Source organism: Pseudomonas sp. LBUM1643 (assembly GCF_059716215.1).
In genome coordinates this window covers 5,653,543-5,669,796 of sequence record NZ_CP166813.1, presented here as the reverse complement: position 1 = coordinate 5,669,796, position 16,254 = coordinate 5,653,543, and the positions used below count along the sequence as shown (strand labels likewise).

Annotated in this window: 13 protein-coding genes; 6 read left to right on the top strand and 7 right to left on the bottom strand. The window is 60.7% G+C overall.

Translation table 11 applies throughout. The features are described from left to right. Positions 1-197 precede the first annotated feature (197 nt). The 3 genes from hemL to ACA063_RS25600 are packed head-to-tail and all read right to left on the bottom strand — an operon-like array spanning position 198 to position 2,957. Positions 198-1,481 carry a glutamate-1-semialdehyde 2,1-aminomutase gene (hemL, locus tag ACA063_RS25610; protein WP_497663841.1) on the bottom strand — a complete coding sequence of 428 codons (1,284 nt, stop codon included), beginning with the start codon at positions 1,479-1,481 and terminating at the stop codon, positions 198-200. Between the two features lie 18 nt (positions 1,482-1,499). After that, positions 1,500-2,123 (bottom strand): thiamine phosphate synthase, encoded by a 624-nt coding sequence (thiE, locus tag ACA063_RS25605; RefSeq protein WP_497663840.1) that lies wholly within the window; start codon positions 2,121-2,123, stop codon positions 1,500-1,502. Positions 2,124-2,159: 36 nt separating this feature from the next. After that, the gene (locus tag ACA063_RS25600; RefSeq protein ID WP_162439947.1) at positions 2,160-2,957 is read right to left on the bottom strand and encodes a hydroxymethylpyrimidine/phosphomethylpyrimidine kinase; all 798 of its coding nucleotides are present in this window, start codon (positions 2,955-2,957) and stop codon (positions 2,160-2,162) included. A 440-nt stretch (positions 2,958-3,397) separates the two neighbouring features. On the opposite strand from ACA063_RS25600, the gene ACA063_RS25595 reads away from it, so the two are divergent. The 4 genes from ACA063_RS25595 (at position 3,398) to ACA063_RS25580 (ending at position 9,883) form a co-directional block, all read left to right on the top strand. Further along, positions 3,398-5,773 (top strand): hybrid sensor histidine kinase/response regulator, encoded by a 2,376-nt coding sequence (locus ACA063_RS25595; protein WP_497663839.1) that lies wholly within the window; start codon positions 3,398-3,400, stop codon positions 5,771-5,773. Between the two features lie 75 nt (positions 5,774-5,848). Continuing rightward, on the top strand, positions 5,849-7,498 hold the full coding sequence (locus ACA063_RS25590) for an acyl-CoA dehydrogenase family protein (RefSeq protein ID WP_497663838.1): 1,650 nt from the start codon (positions 5,849-5,851) through the stop codon (positions 7,496-7,498). 173 nt (positions 7,499-7,671) lie between these two features. Then, positions 7,672-9,171 (top strand): AMP nucleosidase, encoded by a 1,500-nt coding sequence (gene amn / locus ACA063_RS25585; RefSeq protein WP_178114332.1) that lies wholly within the window; start codon positions 7,672-7,674, stop codon positions 9,169-9,171. A 70-nt stretch (positions 9,172-9,241) separates the two neighbouring features. Further along, positions 9,242-9,883 carry a pseudouridine synthase gene (locus tag ACA063_RS25580; RefSeq protein ID WP_497663837.1) on the top strand — a complete coding sequence of 214 codons (642 nt, stop codon included), beginning with the start codon at positions 9,242-9,244 and terminating at the stop codon, positions 9,881-9,883. On the opposite strand, the gene ACA063_RS25575 is transcribed toward ACA063_RS25580, so the two are convergent. Continuing rightward, entirely contained in the window at positions 9,878-10,087 is a 210-nt protein-coding gene (locus ACA063_RS25575; RefSeq protein ID WP_026077819.1) for a DUF2788 domain-containing protein, read from the bottom strand. The two genes, ACA063_RS25580 and ACA063_RS25575, sit on opposite strands and share 6 nt — an antisense overlap. Positions 10,088-10,277: 190 nt before the next feature. Further along, the gene (locus ACA063_RS25570; RefSeq protein WP_007937367.1) at positions 10,278-10,757 is read right to left on the bottom strand and encodes an Lrp/AsnC family transcriptional regulator; all 480 of its coding nucleotides are present in this window, start codon (positions 10,755-10,757) and stop codon (positions 10,278-10,280) included. Between the two features lie 436 nt (positions 10,758-11,193). Here ACA063_RS25570 and ACA063_RS25565 point away from each other — a divergent pair, with 436 nt between their 5' ends. Continuing rightward, a complete protein-coding gene (locus tag ACA063_RS25565) occupies positions 11,194-12,279 on the top strand; it encodes a DUF6515 family protein (RefSeq protein WP_497663836.1) in 1,086 nt (361 codons plus the stop codon). On the opposite strand, the gene ACA063_RS25560 is transcribed toward ACA063_RS25565, so the two are convergent. Then, positions 12,261-13,169, bottom strand: a complete 909-nt coding sequence (locus tag ACA063_RS25560; protein WP_497663835.1) for a cation diffusion facilitator family transporter — start codon at positions 13,167-13,169, stop codon at positions 12,261-12,263. The genes ACA063_RS25565 and ACA063_RS25560 overlap by 19 nt on opposite strands. 27 nt (positions 13,170-13,196) lie before the next feature. Further along, the gene (gene pmcY / locus ACA063_RS25555) at positions 13,197-13,616 is read right to left on the bottom strand and encodes a periplasmic Zn2+ metallochaperone PmcY (RefSeq protein ID WP_162439954.1); all 420 of its coding nucleotides are present in this window, start codon (positions 13,614-13,616) and stop codon (positions 13,197-13,199) included. Positions 13,617-13,726: 110 nt separating this feature from the next. Between pmcY and hrpB the strand changes: the two genes are divergently transcribed. Next, positions 13,727-16,246 carry an ATP-dependent helicase HrpB gene (gene hrpB / locus ACA063_RS25550; protein ID WP_497663834.1) on the top strand — a complete coding sequence of 840 codons (2,520 nt, stop codon included), beginning with the start codon at positions 13,727-13,729 and terminating at the stop codon, positions 16,244-16,246. Positions 16,247-16,254: the final 8 nt, after the last annotated feature.

Sequence of the window (16,254 nt, the reverse complement as noted above, 5' to 3'; positions counted from 1 at the left end):
CGGACCCATCGAGGGGATCCAATAAGCGCGCATTATGAAATAAGCAGGGCCAACCTTACAAAGTCTTTACTCGTTTTTCTGCTGCACGGGGAATATATCGCCCACTTTATGGGTGATTCCTGGCAGATGAGTAGGAATAAGGGCACGGATGTAGGTAAAAGCTGACGCTGGCACTCGCCAACGTCAGCGGCACTGCGTTATTTCAATGCAGCGAAAGCGCGTTCGGCGGCATCCAGCGTCAGTTTCAACTCGGCTTCGCCATGAGCGATCGAGGTGAAGCCGGCTTCGAATGCACTCGGCGCCAGGTACACACCACCTTCCAGCATCAGATGGAAGAAGCGTCCGAACAGCTTAGCGTCGCTGGCCATCACATCATCGAAGGTCACGATGTCGTCGGCGCCGCTGAAGTACAGACCGAACATGCCACCTGCCTGGGTCGTCACGAACGGAATGCCTGCCGCATCGGCGCGCTGTTGCAGACCATCGAGCAGACGGCTGGTGTAGTCGGTCAATTCTGCGTGGAAACCAGGGCGGCTGATCAGGCGCAAGGTGGTCAGACCGGCTGCCATCGCCAGCGGGTTACCCGACAGTGTGCCGGCCTGATAAACAGGGCCCAGCGGTGCGATGTGCGACATGATTTCACGCTTGCCGCCAAAGCAGCCCACCGGCATGCCGCCGCCGATGATCTTGCCGAAGGTCGTCAGGTCCGGCGTGACACCGTAGTGCGCCTGTGCGCCGCCGAGGGCCACGCGGAAACCGGTCATCACTTCGTCGAAAATCAGCACCACGCCGTGCTTGTCGCACAACGTGCGCAGGCCTTCGAGGAAGCCGGGGGCCGGAGGCACGCAGTTCATGTTGCCGGCAACCGGCTCGACGATGATGCACGCTACGTCCTGGCCGACTTCGGCAAGCATCGTTTCGACCGCTTCGATGTCGTTGAACGGCAGGGTCAGCGTGTGTTTGGCAAATGCTGCCGGCACACCGGCCGAGCTCGGCACGCCTTGGGTCAGCGCACCGGAGCCGGCTTTTACCAGCAAGCTGTCGGAGTGGCCGTGATAGCAGCCTTCAAACTTGATGATGCTGTCGCGACCGGTGAAGCCACGGGCCAGGCGAATCGCGCTCATGGTCGCTTCGGTGCCGGAGCTGACCATGCGCACCATTTCCATCGACGGCACGAGCGAGCACACCAGATCAGCCATCTGGGTTTCCATTTCGGTCGGTGCGCCGTAGGAAAGCCCGTGCTCAAGCTGCTTGCGCACTGCGTCCAGCACGTCGGGGTGGCTGTGGCCGAGAATCATCGGGCCCCAGGAACCGACGTAATCCACATAACGCTTGTCGTCTTCGTCAGTGACGTAGGCGCCTTCAGCGTGTTTGAAAAACAGTGGCGTGCCACCCACGCTCTTGAACGCGCGAACAGGCGAATTCACGCCGCCGGGAATGTGTTTCTGGGCGTTGGCAAACAGGGTTTCGGAACGAGACATGATCGGGCTCTCAAAAAATCAGGATTTGAACAATTCGTTAAAGGCGCGGGCGCGGCGGGTCACTTGCGCCGTACTCTCGGCGCCAAACAGACCGTGAACGACCGCCAGCAGATCGGCCCCGTGGGCAACCAATGGCGCGGCGTTTTCCAGGGTGATACCGCCGATGACGCAGATCGGCAGGTGCAGTTTGCTGCGCGCCTGGTCCAGCAGATCGAGATCGCACGCCGGCGCGCCAGGTTTGGTACTGGAGTTGAAAAAGCGGCCGAAGGCGACGTAACTGGCGCCTTCCTTGGCCGCTTGTTCGGCAAGATCGAGCTGGGCATGGCAGGTCGAACCAATAATCGCCGAACGGCCCAGCAGGGCGCGGGCCGGGGTCAGTGGGCCGTCGGTCTGGCCCAGGTGGACGCCGACGTTCAGGCGCGCTGCCAATTCGGCATCGTCATTGATGATCAGCCGGGTCTTATAGCGATCGCACAGGTCGCGCAGGGCTTCGGCCTCACGCAGGCGGCGGGCCTCGTCGCTGCTCTTGTCACGGTACTGCAGCAAGGTGACGCCGCCTTCCAGCGCCGCCTCCACATACGACAGGAATTTCCCGGCCAGCAACTGGCTGTCGGTAATGGCGTAAAGGCCACGTAATTTCATCGGACAAGCCTCACCGCATTACTAACCAATAGGAAGTTACGAGCAGAAATCCAGCGGTAGACGCCGCGGTACGAACTGCCCTTTACCCAACTGCTCTGCATCGCGCAGGGTGCGCCACGTGTAGTTAAGCGCGGTCTGCACAGCGCTGACGAGGTTTTCACCCAGGGCCAGACGACCGGCCAGTGTGCTCGCCAATGTGCAGCCCGAACCGTGGTAGCTACCGGGCAGGCGTTGGCAGGTAAACGTCTTGCGAAGCCCGTCGCGGCTGTACAGGCGGTTGTGGATGTCCTGTTCATCGCCGTGACCGCCAGTGATCAACAGGTGCTTAACGAACGGCAGGAGTTTTTCAGCGCACTCGTCCGCGGTGCCTTCCGGCAGTTCGGCGAGGATGCGGGCTTCGGGAAGGTTAGGGGTGGCAATGATTGCCAGCGGCAGCAAGCGCTCGCGCATGGCGTAACCGACTTCATCCTTGCCCAGTCGTCCTCCGCCACCTGCGCGCAGCACCGGGTCACAGACCATCGGCAAATGCGGGTGCGCCTGAAGCAGTTCGACGACGGTGTCGACCATTTCCAGAGAACCGAGCATGCCCAGTTTGACGGCGGCGACTTCGGAATCGTCGAGCACGGCATTGGCCTGAGCCAACACCCACTCACGGTCGAGGACGCGGAAGTCAGTGACATTGACCGTGTTTTGCACGGTCAGGGCGGTGACGGCCGGAGCCGCATGACAGCCCTGCGCGAGCAAGGCTTCGATATCTGCCTGCAAGCCGGCGCCACCACTGGGGTCGTGGCCGGAGAGACAGAGGACAACGGGGCGAGAGCTGTAGATATTCATGGTGCGCGAGCTTACCACCAGTCGACCCATCAGTCATGAAGGTCCATTTGGCTGCGAACGACACCTGCGTCGAACACCGTCCTGTAGCAACTGGCGAAGCCTGCGTTCGGCTGCGTAGCAGTCGCCTATACGTCACCCGCGATCTAACCGAGACACTGTGGGGGGGTATTTACGACTGCTTCGCAGCCGGACGCAGGCTTCGCCAGCTGCTACAGGGTTTGGGGGGAGGCAATCTCACCGAGTAATCAGCGCTATTTCAATTCATCGCGCTGAAACGCCCGTGCTAGAGCTGTTGTACGAATTTTTACAATGGTGTTCAAAGGCCATCAACGCCATGCTAGAGTGGATCCAAACCAATAACAGGTAATACCGGTTTTACGTCTACTCAAAAGGAATGAGGGGCTTCCTTGGATAACCGGAGCGGCCACGCTGGGGCTTAAATGCGCTATTTGCTGATGTTGCTGCTTTGCTTGCCCCTTTTGGCGAGCGCAGTCGAGTTCGACGAGTCCACCCAAAGCCTTCCATTGGGTCGCTCCTTGCAAGTGTTCGAAGACCCGAGTGGTCAGGCGACCATTGCCGACGTACGTGCGCAAGCGGCGGCCGGAAACTTAAAACCCCACGATAAAGACACCTTGAACGCCGGTTATTCGCGTTCGGTGTTCTGGCTCAAAATCGACCTGCATTACCGTCCGCATAATCCCGCTGCGCAACGAACCTGGCTACTGGAACTGGCCTATCCGCCCCTCGATCACCTTGATCTGTACTTGCCCGATGCTGCCGGAACCTACCAGTTGGCCCGACAGACGGGTGACGCATTACCGTTCGACAGTCGCGAAATTCGCCAGAACAACTATTTGTTTGATCTGAACTTCACCCCGGACCAAGTGCAAACCGTGTACCTGCGTCTGCAAAGCGAAGGCTCCATCCAGGCCCCTGTCACGTTGTGGTCGAGCACCGCGTTCCTCGAAGAGCAGCCATTGCGCCTTTATGTGCTTGGGCTGATTTATGGCGTATTGCTCGGGATGCTGGTCTACAACCTGTTCATCTATCTCAGCGTGCGAGACACCAGCTACCTCTATTACATCTTCTACATCGCCTCGTTCGGCCTGTATCAGCTGTCGGTGAACGGTGCGGCAGTACAGTACTTCTGGCCGAACAATCCCTGGTGGGCCAACGCTTCGACGCCGTTCTTCATTGGATGTGCCGGCCTGTTTGGCAGTCAGTTCGCCCGCAGCTTCCTGCAGACAGCGGTGCACAGTCGCTGGCTCGACCGCTTGCTGTTGGCACTGGTGATGTTTGGCGCGGTGGTCGTGGGGCTCTCATTGATGACCAGTTACGCCCTGGCCCTGCGGTTGGCGACGGCGCTGGCGCTGACCTTCACCGTGGTGATTTTCGCGGCCGGTATTTTCGCCTGGGTCCGCGGATTGCGCGTCGCGCGTTATTTCATCATCGCCTGGTCGGCTTTCCTGCTCGGCGGCATCATCAACACCTTGATGGTGCTGGGTTACCTGCCGAATGTTTTCCTGACCATGTATTCCAGCCAGATCGGTTCGGCCATCGAAGTGGCGCTGCTGTCCCTGGCCCTGGCTGACCGCATCAATTCCATGCGCGAGCAGCAGGCACAGACCCTGTTCGACGCAGGTCAAAAGCTCGAAGTACTGAACCAGCAACTGGCGCACAGCAACCAGCTCAAGGATGAATTCCTTGCCACCCTGACCCATGAACTGCGCACACCAATGAATGGTGTCATCGGTTCTCTGGAGTTGATGCAGACCGTCGAGATGGATCAGGAGCTGGCGCAGTATCAGCAGACAGCCGCGGGGTCTGCACGCGACATGATGCGGATGGTCAACGGCATCCTTACCCTGACTGAATTGCAGGCCGGCAAACTGAAGGCCACTGCGTCGTCATTCAGCCTGCGTAGCGTGGTTGAAGCCCTGCGCGTGCAGTTCGAAGGCAACGCGTTGAGCAAGTCCCTGGACTTCAAAGTGGATATCGCAACCGGATTGCCAGACCGGTTGCACGGCGACAGCGTCAAATTGACCCAATGCCTGGAATGCCTGCTGGACAACGCGATCAAGTTCACCCGGATTGGCGGGCTGGCACTGCGAGTGACAGGCAAACCTGCAGAGCCGGGGCGATTGGCGCTCTCGTTCGCCGTGATCGATACCGGCATCGGCTTCACTGATTTGGGCGAAGCAACGATGTACCAGCGGTTTTTCCAGCTCGACGGGTCGATGACGCGCGAGCACGGCGGCCTGGGTGTGGGGCTGGCGATTTGTCGGCAACTGGTCGAATTGCTCGGTGGACGGCTCACTCATCGTTCCGAACCAGGGCGCGGAAGTCGCTTCCAGCTCGACGTCGAGTTCGAACTGCCGGAAATAGAGCCGCCAACCCAGGACCGTCTTTTCCCGCGCCTGCGTATGCCTCGCGATTGCACGGTATTGCTGGTGGATGGCAACGGCATCAACCAACTGGTGATGCGCGGCATGTTGCTCAAGCTCGGGTTCCAGGTGCGTATCGCTGACAGTGGAGCGGCCGCGATCGACTGCCTGCAGCGTGAAACCTTTGATGCGGTGCTGCTGGACTGTCAGTTACCTGCCTCGGACGGGATCTCCGTCTGCTGCCAGATTCGGGCCTTGCCAGGCTGTTCGCAGTTGCCCGTCTTCATGCTGGCACTGAGCAACGATCGAGAACGCTGCCCAACGGGTGACCAGATCGATTATCTGAGCAAACCGGTGAAATTCGAGATGTTGCAAGCTGCTCTGTATCGTCGAGTGCTCAGTCCGCAGCATGGCGAAAGCGCCGGCAGTTAGGCGGATATGACACTTTGATCGGTCATGGGGCGATGCTTAACTAAACCCCTTGGCTGACCCAGAGGAGCTCCCGTCATGAACCTGCATCAGTTCGCCGAAACCCACGAAGTCACCAATCAACCCCCGTCGCTGGACGGTACCAACCTGTACCGCATCGACCTTCCGTTGCAGGAGTGGTCGCGGCGGTTTGGCGCGGGTTGGGCCGAGTCGCGAATCGACGCGTATGGCGCATTGGCCGGCGGGCCGCTGATGGAAGCAGGGTTTCTGGCCAATCAGAACAAACCGGTGTTTGTCAGCCATGATCGTTACGGCCATCGCATCGACCTGGTGGAGTTTCACCCGGCCTATCACGAGTTGATGCGCACGGCAGTCGAACACGGATTGACCTCATTGCCTTGGGCGCATCCACAGGCCGGTGCCCATGTTGCTCGCGCGTCGATGACCTATCTGCACAGCCAGGCCGAAGCCGGCAGTGGTTGCCCGCTCACCATGACCTTCGCCAGCGTTCCGGCGATGCGCCTGCAGCCGGATCTGGCGGATCAATGGCTACCTAAAATCCTCGCCACCGAATATGACCCGCGCAACGTCGGCATGGCCCATAAGGCTGGTGTCACCATTGGCATGGCCATGACCGAGAAGCAGGGCGGTACTGATGTTCGGGCGAACACCACCAAGGCCTACCCGGTCGGCGCGAGCGGTCCGGGCCAGGCCTATGAACTGGTGGGGCACAAGTGGTTCTGCTCGGCGCCCATGTGTGATGCATTCCTGACTCTGGCCCAGACCGACAAGGGACTGACTTGCTTTCTGCTGCCACGGCATCGTCCGGACGACACGCGAAATCAGTTCTACATACAGCGCCTGAAGAACAAGCTCGGCAATTGTTCCAACGCGTCCAGCGAAGTGGAGTTTCGGGGGGCGCTGGCATGGATGGTCGGCGAAGAGGGGCGTGGCGTGCCGACCATCATCGAAATGGTCGCCATGACCCGTTTCGATTGCATGGTCGGTTCCAGCTCATTGATGCGTCAGGCCCTGACCCAGGCCAGCCATCACTGCGCTCACCGCAGTGTCGGCGGCAAACTGCTCAGCGAGCAGCCCTTGATGCAGAACGTCCTGGCCGACCTGGCCCTGGAAAGCGAAGCGGCCCTGGCCTTGAGCCTGCGCATGGGGCGCGCGCTGGACCATCTGGACGACGGCCATGAAGCGAAATTCGCCCGACTGGTGACCGCGGTGGGCAAGTACTGGATCTGCAAACGCGCGCCGGCGATGATCAACGAAGCCGCCGAATGCATGGGCGGGGCGGGTTATGTCGAGGAAAGCATCCTGCCGCGGTTGTACCGTGAGGCGCCCGTGAATTCGACGTGGGAAGGCTCCGGCAACGTGCAATGCCTCGATGTGCTGCGCGCCTTGTCGAAAGAACCGGGCGTGCTTGATGTGCTGTTCAGTGAGTTGGGTGACGGTCATGGCGACAAGCGTCTGGCCACGCACATCAACCAATTGCAGGCGGCGTTCAAGGATACCGGCGACATTCAATACCGTGCTCGCCAACTCACCGAGGACATAGCCTTGGGGTTGCAGGCCAAGCTGTTGCTGGAGGCCGGCAATGCGGCGGTCAGTGACGCATTCATCGCCAGCCGGCTGGGTTCGGCGGGGCGGGTGTACGGTGCGTTACCGCGGGGCCTGGATGTGGAAGCGATTGTGGCGCGTTCGACTCCGCAAAGGTTCTGACCCCCCAAAAACCATTGTAGGAGTGAGCCTGCTCGCGATAGCGGTGTGTCAGTCAACACAATTGTTGGCTGACACACCGCTATCGCGAGCAGGCTCACTCCTACAATGGATCTGCGCTGGACTTGGCATTTGTGTTGAGGCCACTGTTCCCGTGACGCACCGATACAGGCAAGATGAAGCTCTGCAAGTCAGAACACAGGATGCTGATCGTGACCGAAGCTTTTATTGTCGTTCAAACCGCCGAGCAAGCCGTGGACCGGCTTGCGCTCTTGCACAATCGTGCAACCACCGCGCTGAACCAGGCGCTCAAGCGTTACCTCAAGGATCGTGTCGAGCCGGATGCCGAACAGCGTGCGATGTTTCGTTATCCTGAGCTGCGCCTGACCTATCACTGCCAGGGCGAAGTCCCGCAAACCACTCGCGCCTACGCCAAGGTTCAACTGCCAGGGACCTACAGCGTCACCGTGACTCATCCGGCCGCCTTCCGTAAGTACCTGCTGGAACAACTTGTTCCCCTGATGCACGACTTTACCGTGACCGTGGAAGTCGGCGTCAGTCAGCAAAACATTCCATATCCATACGTCGTCGAGCAGGGTGATGAGCTGGCCGGTTCGGGTGTGACGGCCGCCGTGCTGGCGCGCGTGTTTCCGAGTACCGACCTGTCCGCCGCTACTGACGGTATTGCCGATGGTTTGTACGATTGGGAAAACACCGATCCGCTGCCCCTGGCCCTGTTCGATGCGGCACGGGTGGATTTCTCCCTGCGTCGCCTGGTGCATTACACCGGCAGCGACTGGCGTCATGTGCAACCGTGGATTCTGCTGACCAACTACCACCGTTATGTCGACCAGTTCATCGTCCATGGCCTGGAACAGTTGCGCAGTGACCCGCGCTTCGTACGTATGGTCCTGCCGGGCAATGTGATCATCGAAAAGAGCATGGACCACGGCGAAGCCTCGGCGATTGCCGCTGGCGTTGTCTGGCATCGTTACCAGATGCCGGCCTATCACCTGATCGCCAGCGATGGCCATGGCGTGACGCTGGTGAACATCGGCGTCGGCCCGTCCAACGCCAAGAACATCACCGATCACCTGGCCGTACTGCGCCCGCATTGCTGGTTGATGATCGGTCACTGCGGCGGTTTGCGTCAGTCCCAGACCATCGGCGACTACGTCCTGGCTCACGCCTACATGCGCCGCGACGGGATTCTTGATCGGGTCGTGCCGCCCAACATCCCGATTCCTGCCCTCGCCGAAGTGCAGATGGCCCTGCAGCAAGCGGCGGCGAACATCACCGGTGAGAAGGGCGACGAGCTGAAGAAGCGTCTGCGCACCGGCACCGTTTTGACCTACGACGACCGTAACTGGGAACTGCGCTGGGCTCAGGAGCGTCCGCTGATCAACCTGTCTCGCGCCGTGGCGGTGGACATGGAAAGCGGCACCATTGCCGCCCAGGGTTATCGTTTGCGGGTGCCGTATGGCACGTTGCTGTGTGTCTCGGACAAACCGCTGCACAGCGAAATCAAGTTGCCAGGTTCGGCCAACGCTTTCTACGAGCGCGCGGTCAGCCAGCACTTGAAGATCGGCATCGAGGCGGTGGATTTGTTGCGCACCGAACTCAACTCGCTGCACTCGCGCAAACTGCGTAGCTTCGACGAGCCGCCGTTCCGCTGATTTGCCGATGGTTATTTAACGGTCGGGCTACTAGCATTAGCAGCCCTGACCGTTAGATGTTCATTTCGCCATGCCCCGTCCACCTCGCCCTGTTTCACACCGCCCTGGCGTGAAGCCTGCACCATCCTCCTCAGCTCCACGCCGGGTTGCCAAAACGCCGCCTGCCGAGCCGAAACTGATTCTGTTCAACAAACCTTTTGATGTGCTGACGCAGTTCAGCGACGGAGAAGGGCGCGCGACGCTCAAGGATTACATCGATGTTCCCGGGATTTATCCGGCAGGGCGCCTGGACCGTGACAGTGAAGGCTTGTTGTTGCTGACCAACGATGGACAGCTTCAGGCGCGGATCGCCGATCCGAAACACAAGTTGGCCAAGACGTATTGGGTACAAGTGGAAGGCGAGCCGAGCCCCGAACAGTTGCAGCGGCTGCGCGATGGCGTCGAACTGAACGATGGCATGACCTTGCCCGCCGAGGCGCGGCAGCTTGAGGAGCCACAGTTATGGCCTCGCAACCCGCCAGTGCGCTTTCGTAAAAGCGTGCCAACCAGCTGGCTGGAGTTGGTCATCCGCGAGGGGCGCAACCGCCAGGTGCGGCGCATGACCGCGGCCGTCGGCTTGCCGACATTGCGGCTGGTGCGGGTCAGGATCGGTAACTGGACGATCGAAGGGCTCGATCAGGGCCAGTGGAAGGAAGTGCCCGCGCGCTTATAAGGCGCCGGATTCAATCAGGCCGATCACGACGCTTTTGATGATGAACGCAGCGACGCCCAGGCCCAGCACGAAGAACAAAATCATCGAGCCGAAGCGTCCGGCCTTGGACTTCTTCGCCAGATCCCAAACGATGAAACCCATGAAAATGATCAGGATGGAGACCAGGCCGGTCATCATCCACTCTTCGAATACTGCAGGATCCATCGAACATCTCCAGCGCGGGCGGGGCTAAAAGGGCGGGGGCGAGTATACGCCAGGCAGGGTTCGCGCAGTATTGTGTGGCGAGGGGATTTATCCCCGTTCCAGTGCGTAGCGCTGGCAGAAAGTCTTGGGGTCGCGGCGCAACCCAACGGGGTGGTGCGGCATTCCGATAAATCCCCTCGCCACAGAACAATCAGCTGCGCAGGTGGGTCAACGGCAACTCAGTGCTGTTCAACACCTGATTCAACACAAAACTCGACCGCACGCTCGTCACGCCTTCAATCCGCGTCAAATGCCCCAGCAGCAATTTCTGATAGTGGTCCATGTCTGGCACAACGACCTTCAGCTGATAGTCGGCATCCATCCCGGTCACCAGGCTGCATTCAAGCACCTGGGGCAAGGTGCGAATCGCGGCTTCAAAGTTTTCGAACCGCTCAGGCGTGTGGCGATCCATGCCGATCAGCACGTACGCGGTCAGGCTCAGGCCCAGCATCTTGCGATCCAGCAAAGCGACTTGGCGCGAGATGTAGCCGTCGTCTTCCAGTTGCTTGACCCGACGGGAACAGGGCGAAGGCGACAGGCCGATGCGTTCGGCCAGCTCCTGATTGGAGATGCGCGCGTCACGCTGCAATTCCGCCAAAATGCTCAAGTCGTATCTGTCGAGTTTGCTCATCAGTCAGGCCTTTGTCATAACTATTGCGGCAGATTATCTATCCAGGGTTAAAAATTGCGCAAGTGATGTTTAATTCAGCAATCTTCGCAATCCTCTGCCGGCGTCGCGAGCCTATTCTTATCACCAGAATCACTGCTCGGACAAACAGTCCAGTGCGGCTCGCCCAATCAGGCCAGCTGCGGTCGCCACCCCCACAGGGGATGTGCCGGCCCCCGAGCTACACACTGTCCAGAAGACGGCGTGAGGTGAGCCGACGTCAAAAGCGTCGAGCACGGACGAAGTTCTCAAGGGGAGGCCGACGGGTCTCCCTTTTCTTTTGCCCGCTATTTATCGCCAGCCCCTCAATAAATAAGTTGCGTGACTGATAATCTGTCGCAGAACCGGCCTGTGCTTTCCAAGTCTTATGTACAAGCCCTAAACCGCAGTGAGGAAAAGCATGAAGTCGCGCATCTGGCAGTTGGCCGGTGTTGGTTTGCTGTGTATCAGTGTCACTGCGCAATCGCTGGCCGATGACCCGCCAAACCGCGGCCCCGATGGCGGGCAACGCGGGGGTGATGGCCGTCAGGGCAACAATCAGGGGCATGGTGGCAACAATAACCAGCAGCGCCCGCAGAACAATCCTCAACAGAATAATCAGCCGCACGGGCAGAACGCTCCGCAGCAGAATCAACCGCGCCCGCAAAACAACGAGATCATTCGTGGCGACAACAGCCGTCAATTCGAACAGGACGGCCAGCATCAGAACGGACAAAACCGTCCGCAACCCGACTACAACAGCCGGGTCCGATCGCCACCTCCGCCGCCGCAGCTGCCAGCCAATGACCTGCCGATACAGGGCCGGCCCGACAGCGTGCGCCAGACTCAGCAGCCGCAGCGTGGTTACTACCAGGATGTTCCACAGCGCAACAATAACAACCAGCACTGGCAGGCGGGCGGTCCGGGATCACGTCCCGATGACCATCGCTGGCCGGGTCGTCCGGATGGCCACGGCAACGGTTGGGGGACTGGCCCACAGTATCGACCAGGTCACGTAATCGACCGCTTCCCGGACCGCGATTATCGAGTGCCTTACGGTGGTCGGGATTATTTCTATTCCGGTGGCTACTGGTATCGCCCGCAGGGGCCGCGTTACGTGGTGGTGCAGCCACCGCGTGGCATTCGCGTCAGTTACTTGCCCGACTACGCACGGGAAGTGTGGATTGGCGGTTCGCTGCTGTTCCTGGCAGCAGGTTCGTACTACGCCTACCAGGAGAACACTCAGGATTACGTCGTGGTCGAGCCTGCGGGCCAGCCGCTGCCGCAATCGGCCAGCAACAGTTACGACGTGGAAGCGTATCCAGCCAATGGGCAGTCACCCGAAGTGGTCAATCAGGATGGCTACGACTGTTATCGATACGCCGTCGAGCAGAGCGGCTTTGATCCCCGGGCCGATACCTACCAGCCAGACCCGTCGGCCGTGCAAGCGTACCGGCAGGCCCAGGGCAACTGCCTGAGCAGTCGCGGTTACCGGGTTACGTTCTGAGCCCTGGCGGCCTGCACCACTTCCTGCGGGTCGGCGTGCACCAGCACTTCGGCTTTCGGGTAGACGGCATGAATGGCATCGGCGGCCTGGTCGCTGATGCCGTGGGCGACTGACAGGGTCAGGTCCCCCGGCAACTCCAGGTGCAGTTGCACAAACCACTGGTTGCCGGAGACCCGCGTGCGCAAGTCATGCGCACCCAGAACGCCCGGCACGTTGCAGGCCAGTTCGAGCATGTGCTGGCTGACATCCGGCGGCAGCTCTTCGTCCATCAGCACGGTAAAGCTTTGCCGGGCGATCTGAATCGCGCTCCAGAGGATGTAGACGGCGATCCCCAAGCCAAACCACGCATCCACCTGATGCCAGCCAAATCCAGCCAGTATCAGCGCCACCAGAATGCTGCCGTTGAGCAGCATGTCCGAGCGGTAATGCAGCGAGTCGGCGCGCACGGCGTTGGAGCCGGTCGCCTTGACGACCCGGTGCTGAAGAATCAGCAGCGCCAGGGTCAGCCCGAGGGAGAAGATAATCACCCCGATGCTGATCCAGGGCGCTCCCACCGGCTCCGGATGTTTCAATCGATCAAACGCCTGCAGGGCGATCAGCACCGCACTGCCGCCAATGAACAGTGCCTGAGCCATGCCCGCCAGTGATTCAGCCTTGCCATGCCCATAACGGTGATCGTCATCCGCCGGGCGCAGGGCGTAATGCACCGCCAGCAGGTTGAGCAACGACGTCACGCCGTCGAGGGTCGAGTCGGTCAGGCCGGCGAGCATGCTCACCGACCCGCTCAACCACCAGGCAATCGCTTTGGCGACGATCAGCGTGCACGCCACTGCCACCGAGGCACGGGTCGCCAGCCGCAACAGGCGGGCGTGTTCTGCGCTGGAGATCATGAGTCCGGCAATTCCTTTCAATAGAGGTTAGGCGGCAGGTTGCAGACCGAACATGGCCAGTTGCTGGGTGCTGCCCTTGTGCTGGATCAGGCGTGGATCGTCCAGCGGGAAGCTGCGGCCCAACTCGGTTTCCAGAATAGTCTGCAATTTGCGGTTATCGACCTTGCCATCAGCACCGATGGCTTCCTGAAGTTTTTCCGGTGCCACCTGGGCAGTCTTGCCCGGTTCGAAGTAAATCGCGCCGGTGGCGAAGTCGACGGCAAATGCGATCAGTCCGGGAATGACATAGAACAGCAAACCGACGGCATCGAGCACAGCAATGGCCGGGTCGATCTTGCCGTCGATCTGCCCGCGGCGATCGGGGTAGAAGATCGATCCGCACGCGGTGACTTGTGTCAGCAGAGTCGCTACCAAAACACCGCCAATCAGGCGAAAGGGAACACGCATGGGAAACCTCCTTGGGTCATCTGGAAACGAAGCGTCGTCGGTATGAATTAGGACCGTGGTTAACGCCAGGCAGTTCGCCGTTATACTCGGCCCTCTGTTTTGGAGCCAGCATGATCTCTCTGCCGATCGATGAAGTTTTACCCGCCCTGCGTGAAGCCCTGGCTACACGCCACGAAGCCGTGCTCGAAGCACCGCCCGGTGCCGGTAAAACGACCCGTGTGCCGTTGGCCCTACTCAACGAGCCATGGCTGGCCGGGCAGACCATTCTGATGCTTGAACCGCGTCGTCTGGCGGCGCGGGCAGCGGCGGAGCGTCTGGCCAGCGAACTGGGCGAGAAGGTCGGCGAAACCGTGGGTTATCGCATTCGGCTGGACAGCAAGGTCGGCCCCAATACCCGCATCGAAGTGGTCACCGAAGGCATTCTGACCCGGCGTTTGCAGGACGATCCTGCGCTGGAAGGCGTGGGCCTGCTGATCTTCGACGAATTTCATGAACGCAGCCTCGACGCCGACCTGGCATTGGCCCTGAGCCTGAACGGTCGGGAGCTGTTCCGTGAAGATCAACCGCTGAAAATTCTGTTGATGTCGGCCACCCTGGAAGGCGAACGTCTGGCCGGATTGCTCGATGACGCACCGATCCTGCGCAGTGAAGGGCGCATGTACCCGGTGGCGATGCGTTGGGGCCGGCCGTTCCAGCCCGGTGAATTCATCGAGCCGCGGCTGGTGCAGACCATTCTTGAAGCGCTGAACGATGAAACCGGCAGTGTGCTGGTGTTCTTGCCGGGACAGGCGGAAATCCGTCGGGTGCACCAGCAGTTGGTCGACGCGCTGGGTGATCACACGCCGGTTCTGCTGTGCCCGTTGCACGGTGAGCTGGACCTGGCTGCGCAACGCGCTGCCATTGACCCCGCGCCGGCGGGCAAACGTAAAGTGGTACTGGCAACCAACATCGCCGAAACCAGCCTGACCATCGACGGCGTGCGCGTGGTGATCGATGCCGGACTGGCACGGGTACCGCGCTTCGATCCCGGCAGCGGCATGACTCACCTCGATACTCAACGCATCTCCCGCGCCAGTGCTACTCAGCGCGCGGGCCGTGCAGGGCGACTGGAACCGGGTGTGTGTTACCGCCTGTGGTCCCAGGATCAGCACGAACAACTGGCGGCATACGCCAGTGCGGAAATTCTTTCTGCGGACCTTGCAGGCTTGGCGTTGCAGCTCGGGCGATGGGGTGTGGTACCGACGCAGCTGGTTTGGCTCGACGTACCGCCCGCCGCAGCCTATGCGCAGGCGCAGGACCTGCTCGACCGCTTGGGCGCGCTGGATGGCGAGGCGTTGACCCGTCACGGCCAGGCCATGGCCGAGCTGCCGGCGCACCCGCGCATCGCGCATTTGTTATTGCGTGGTCAGGCGCTGGGCTTGGCGGACATGGCTTGCGATGTCGCGGCATTGCTCGGTGAGCGGGACATCTTGCGCGGCGCCGGCGCGGATCTGCACAGTCGGCTGGTGCTGTTGTCCGGCGAAGAGCGCGCTGCACGGGGGGCTCAGGGCGGCGTGCAGCGTGCCCGGCAACTGGCGCGGCAGTATCGCGGCTATCTGCGGGGCAAAGCGTCGGAACCGGTCAGCAACCCGGATCATCCGCGTTGGCTGGGCGCATTGCTGGCGCTGGCCTATCCCGACCGCGTCGCCCAGCAGCGGCGTGCCGGTGGCGCTGAGTATCGTCTGGCAAACGGTCGCGCCGCGCTGTTCGCCGAGGCCGACAGTTTGATGAAGCAACCCTGGCTGGTGATCGCCGATCTGGGCAGTCGACAGGGGCAGCGAGAGGAGCGGATTTATCTGGCGGCGGATTTCGATCCGGCGCTGTTCGATTCCGTGCTGGCCGAACAAGTGCGCGTGGTCGATCAGTTGGATTGGGATGAGCGCGAAGGCGTGCTGCGCGCCGAGCGGCAGCGTAAGGTCGGAGAGTTGATTCTCAGCCGTGAACCACTGACCGGTCTGGATGAAACCGCGCGCAGTCAGGCGCTGGTCAATCTGGTGCGACGCAAGGGCCTGGAGCTGTTGCCCTGGACCCCGGAGCTGCGTCAGTGGCAGGCGCGTGTGGCGTTACTGCGCCAACTGGATCTGGGCAGCAAAGGCGAGAGCGAATGGCCGGATGTCAGCGATGCTACGTTGATTAAAAACCTCGAAAATTGGCTGATGCCGTATCTGGGAAAGGTCTCGCGCCTCAGTCACTTCGCCAATCTGGACCTGTCGAGCATCGTCCATAACCTGCTGCCCTGGCCACTCCCGCAACGGCTGGACGAACTAGCGCCCCATCACTTGTCCGTGCCATCGGGCTCGTCGATTCGTCTGGATTACAGCGAGCATCCGCCAATTCTGGCGGTGCGGCTGCAGGAGCTGTTTGGCCTATCCGACACCCCGCGTATCGCCGGTGGCCGTCAAGTGGTGAAGCTGCATTTATTGTCCCCGGCGCGGCGACCGGTGCAAGTGACCCAGGATCTGGCGAACTTCTGGCGCAGCACGTATGCCGAGGTGAAGAAGGATCTGAAGGGGCGGTATCCGAAACATTATTGGCCGGATGATCCGTTGGTGGCCGAGGCCACTGCACGGATCAAACCCCGTAAAAGCTGAAGATCAAA